This is a genomic window from Clostridia bacterium (assembly GCA_014360065.1).
In the GTDB taxonomy this organism is placed as follows: Bacteria; Bacillota; DSM-521; order Neomoorellales; family JACIYF01; genus JACIYF01.
In genome coordinates, this window is record JACIYF010000162.1 from 1 (window position 1) to 4,513 (window position 4,513).

5 protein-coding genes are annotated in these 4,513 nt (G+C 56.2%); all 5 read left to right on the forward strand.

All coding sequences use genetic code 11. The annotated features are described in order from the left end of the window. The first annotated feature begins 252 nt into the window (after positions 1–252). Positions 253–2,481 (forward strand): molybdopterin-dependent oxidoreductase, encoded by a 2,229-nt coding sequence (locus tag H5U02_14100; protein ID MBC7343554.1) that lies wholly within the window; start codon positions 253–255, stop codon positions 2,479–2,481. A 17-nt stretch (positions 2,482–2,498) separates the two neighbouring features. Continuing rightward, positions 2,499–3,200: a 4Fe-4S dicluster domain-containing protein gene (locus H5U02_14105; protein ID MBC7343555.1), complete on the forward strand. Its 702-nt coding sequence runs from the start codon at positions 2,499–2,501 to the stop codon at positions 3,198–3,200. Further along, the gene (locus H5U02_14110; protein MBC7343556.1) at positions 3,187–3,900 is read left to right on the forward strand and encodes a cytochrome b/b6 domain-containing protein; all 714 of its coding nucleotides are present in this window, start codon (positions 3,187–3,189) and stop codon (positions 3,898–3,900) included. Before H5U02_14105 ends, H5U02_14110 begins: the two co-directional genes overlap by 14 nt. Positions 3,901–4,084: 184 nt before the next feature. Then, positions 4,085–4,312, forward strand: a complete 228-nt coding sequence (tatA, locus tag H5U02_14115; protein ID MBC7343557.1) for a twin-arginine translocase TatA/TatE family subunit — start codon at positions 4,085–4,087, stop codon at positions 4,310–4,312. 89 nt (positions 4,313–4,401) lie between these two features. After that, positions 4,402–4,513 (forward strand): twin-arginine translocase TatA/TatE family subunit (locus H5U02_14120; GenBank protein ID MBC7343558.1); only part of this gene is annotated, 112 nt, incomplete at its 3' end.

The following is a 4,513-nucleotide window of genomic DNA, read 5'->3' on the forward strand; positions in this document are numbered from 1 at the left end:
TGAAATTGATAGTTACCTGAAATTCAAAGTTGGTAATTGCGGTTAGACCCTAGGTGGTTATGCGGGTAAGCAGAACCGGGACTCAACTGGTAGAGCATAGAGTGAGATAGCGGCGAGTTAGCTCTAGCATTGTGAAAGTGATAGCGAAATCGTTTGAAGTGCAGTTGTAGAGGCAAGGGCTGGTCCCTGTTAATGCCAGGGGCAGGACTAGAGGGCAGAGGTAGAGGAATGGTTGGTAAGGAGGGATGAACGTTGTGGCAACCCAAGCTTTCTCGGCGCCGCTTCCTTAAAGCCGGAGCTATCACTGGAGCTTTGGCGGTAGGATCAAGCCTTTTGAGACAACCTGTCGGTGGACTGGCGGAAGCAGCTGGGGGTGTGAGCGGCTCTGGTCTAGCTACATTGCCGGCAGCGGTAGCTGGAAGCGAAAAGGTAATACCCAGCTTGTGCGAAATGTGCTCAGCCAAGTGCGGCATTCTGGCCTACGTTCGGGAGGGCCGGGTGGTTAAGATCGAGGGCAACCCCAAGGATCCTCAGGCGGCGGGCAAGCTCTGCGCTCGGGGATCGGCGGGCATGAAGACCCTTTACGATCCCGATCGCTTAAAGAGCCCGATGAAGCGAGTGGGGGAAGGGAAGTTCGATCCTATCAGCTGGGATCAGGCCTTTCAGGAGATTGGCCCCAAGCTCAAAGAATTGAAACTACAATATGGGCCCCAAACCCTGGTCTGGGCAGCTCACCCCGAGCTCCCGGCTCCCTTGGAGCAGCGATTTATGGCTGCCTTTGGTTCTCCCAACTACACCGGTCATGCTCCCACCTGTTATTCCAGCCGCAGCGTGGCCTATCAGGCCACTTATGGCGGAGTGCCAGGCGTGGACTATCAGAATGTGCGTTACTACATTGCTCCTGGCCGCAACCTGCTTGGGGGCATCAAGAACCCGGAAGTTCGCAAGATAGTGGCGGCTCGAAAAGCCGGGGCCAAAATAGTGGTACTGGATCCTAGGATGAGCGAACTGGCCATGTGGGCGGACGAATGGTTGCCTATTAGGCCGGGCACTGATGGTGCCTTTATGCTGGCGCTAATGCATGTTATTATCAAGGAGAAGCTTTATGATGCTGAATTCGTAGCAGCTAAGACCGTAGGGTTTGATCAGTTAGCTGCCAAGGTCCAGGAATATAGCCCGGAATGGGCGGAGAAGATTACCGATATTCCTGCTGCTACCATTACCCGGATAGCCCGGGAATTGGCCCAGGCCCGGCCGGCTGCAGCTGTGGATCCTTGCTGGCATGCCGCCTTCGGATCCCAGTACTATAACAGCGTTCAGGGGGGTCGGGCTGCAGCTTGCCTCAACGCCCTGTTGGGCAACCTGGGGGCCAAGGGAGGTTTAATTCTGGGTTCACCCTTGAAGTTAGGTGATCCCACTGGGGTCATGGGGCCGGAGCCGCCTAAGCCAACAGCGCCCCGCTGGGATGGAGCTGGCGGCAAAGAATGGCCGTTAGCCAAAGGCTTGGGCATGATTCAGACCTTACCGCTCAGGATCCTGGAGGGCAAGCCTTACCCCATCAAAGCCCTGATCGTCAGTCACCTCAACCCCATCCGTTCCTGCCCTGATAGCGGAAAATTCATCCAGGCCCTTAAGCAACTGGAACTGGTGGTAACCATCGATATTCAAATGAACGATACCGCCTACCATTCCCACTACGTTTTGCCAGAATCCACTTATCTGGAGCGTTTTGATCCAGTTATGGCGGTAGGGCCCACCATCGTCCTCCGCCAGCCGGCGGTGGCGCCCCTCTTCAACACCAAACCGGAGGAGGAGATCATTGCTGGCCTGGCCCAGGCCGCCGGCATTGGCCAGTACTTCAATTTTACCCTGGAACAGTACAACAACGCCCTGCTGGCGCCCTTTGGCATCACCCAGGAGCAGCTTAAGGCACAGGGACAGATTAAGGTCAATCAGAAGCCCACTGCTCCCGAGCCCGGCGAGGAATCCAAGGAGTTTAAGACACCGTCGGGCAAGATTGAGCTGGCTAGCCAGGCCATCGCCAGCGCCGGGGGTTCGCCGGTACCGGTATGGGAGCCTCCGTTGGTCAAGCCCCAGGGAGACAAATTGCGGTTGATTCAGGGCCACGTGCCCATGCATACCCATAACACCACTCAAAACAACGCCTATCTCCACGCCCTGATGCCGGAGAACGAACTGTGGATCCATACCCAGGTGGCGGCCCGGCTAGGGATCAGGGACGGAGACTTGGTAGAAGTTACATCCGAAGTGGGCAAGGTTAGGATCAAAGCCAAGGTCACCGAAGCCATCCATCCCGAGGCGGTGTTCATGGCCCACGGCTTTGGCTGCAGCTCTCCTTACTTAACCCGGACCTACAACCGGGGAGCTAGCGGCGCGGCTTTGATCCCTATCCTGGTAGCACCCTTGTCGGGGGCGGCAGCCCAGTGTGAGACCTTGGTAACGGTCAGGAAGGTGGGGTGATAGCTGTGGCATACGGGATGTTGATTGACCTTAGCAAGTGCGTTGGTTGCGAAGCGTGCACAGTCAACTGCCAGGCCGAATGGCAGCTGGAACCGGAAGAACAGTTTACTAAAGTTCACCGCTATGAGACCGGCAAATTTCCCCAGGTGAAAGGCGGAGTGGTGCCCACCCAATGCTTTCACTGCCATCAGCCACCCTGCGTGGAGGTGTGCCCCACCGGGGCTAGTTACAAGCGGCCCGATGGCATCGTGGCCATTGATGAGGATAAATGCATTGGCTGTTGCTACTGCCTGAGCGCTTGCCCTTACGGGGCCAGGTGCTTTGACTCCAGCCGCCGCATCGTTCGAAAGTGTTACTTCTGCTATCCCCGGATCGAACAGGGCAAGGAGCCGGCCTGCGTAAATACCTGTATGGCTGGGGCCCGAACCTTTGGGGATGTGGACGATCCTACCAGCGCCATTAGCAAAGCCATTAAGGAAACCAAAGCGGTGCCCATCCGGGGAACCTCCATTTTCTATGTACCATCGCCTCACCTCGATCGCAGCTTTTTGCCTCCCGATCTGAAAGAACCTGGGTTTGTACGCTGGTGGAAGGGAGTAATCCAGCCTGGCGGCAAGGCGGTGATGGCAGCAGCTGCGGGAGCGGTGGTGGTAAGCCTAGCCATTAACACTATTAATAAAGGAGGCGGTACCGGTGGCGATGCGGATGCCCGAAAGTAATTACGGCGAGGAGAGAGTAGTTAGGTTTGGTTTGGCCTCCCGCCTGGCCCACTGGAGCAATGCTATATGTTTTGTGTTGCTTTTAGTTACTGGAGCGGCGCTGGTGTTCCCAAGCTTCGGCCATGCCGTAGGTCCGGAGGGGATGCGGGCCTTCCGCCAGATCCACCGCGTGGTAGCGGTGCCTTTTGCCTTCCTGGCCCCCTTGATCATGATCCTTGGTGATCCCAAAGCTCTCGGGAATTGGCTCAAGGAGATTTTTAGCTGGAGCAAGACGGATCTGGAGTTCATCTTGGCTTACCCCCGGGAATTTTTCGGCCTAAAGGCAAAGCTGCCGGAGCAGGGCAAGTTTAATGCGGGCGAGAAATTGAACTCGCTGTTGACGCTGTTTGGATGTCTAATGATGGCCATCACCGGCTTCATCATGCTCTATCCAGGCCGGTTTTCCCCGGCAGTAGTGGGCTGGGCCCACCCGCTCCACTCTTTAGGAGCGCTGGTCATAGGTGGGGTCATCATTGGCCATGCCTACCTCTCCCTTTTGCACCCTCACTCGAAGGAGAGCATTAAAGGCATGATCTGGGGAACGGTGTCAGCTCGCTTTGCCCGGGAACACCATGCCAAATGGTATCGGGAAGCAGTTAAGCTGCGGGTGCAACCGGCCATGAGACCCATTGAGGGTGAAGAAATTGATTCCATAGCCTAGGACGTAGATCCTGGGGTGGCAAAGGGCGGCGCGAGTGGCTTAGGCATCTGATCGGAGGCTGCCCGGCAGGCTGGGTGCCGATTAGGAGGCCCGGGAGGTAGCCAGGCCCGGGCCAATTTTCTTTGAACAGTTCAAGGAATCCTTAGATTATTGTCGAATTCCAACTGCGAGGAGGGGATCAGCCATGCCATTTAATATTGGACCTACAGAACTAATTCTCATCCTGATCATTGTCCTGGTCATATTTGGAGCCGGCAAACTTGTAGGGGTAGGTCGGGCCCTAGGGCAGAGCATTAGGGAGTTCAAATCGGCTGTCCAGGGCGATACTGAAAGCAAGCCAGAAGTAATGGCCAGTAAAGAGAAGTCAGAAGCGAATCAGGCCGAACCCCAACAAGATGGCGCCCGCAGCTGAAGGTGGGCGGCAAGGCTCTGAGCGGCGCGACTGTTAGCCCAATCTGCAACTAATGGCGGGCCTTAAGGCCAAGGGGGGAGGGTGATGATTTGTTTAATATTGGTCCCACCGAGCTGATTCTTATTTTGGTAGTAGCTCTGATTATCTTTGGTCCTAAAAAGCTTCCCGAGATAGGGCGAACCATAGGTGCGGCGGTACGGG

Excerpts from the sequence above, each read along its gene's own strand:
- H5U02_14105 (MBC7343555.1), top strand. The coding sequence starts at position 2,499 with ATGTTGATTGACCTTAGCAAGTGCGTTGGTTGCGAAGCGTGCACAGTC.
- H5U02_14110 (MBC7343556.1), top strand. The coding sequence starts at position 3,187 with ATGCCCGAAAGTAATTACGGCGAGGAGAGAGTAGTTAGGTTTGGTTTG.
- tatA (MBC7343557.1), top strand. The coding sequence starts at position 4,085 with ATGCCATTTAATATTGGACCTACAGAACTAATTCTCATCCTGATCATT.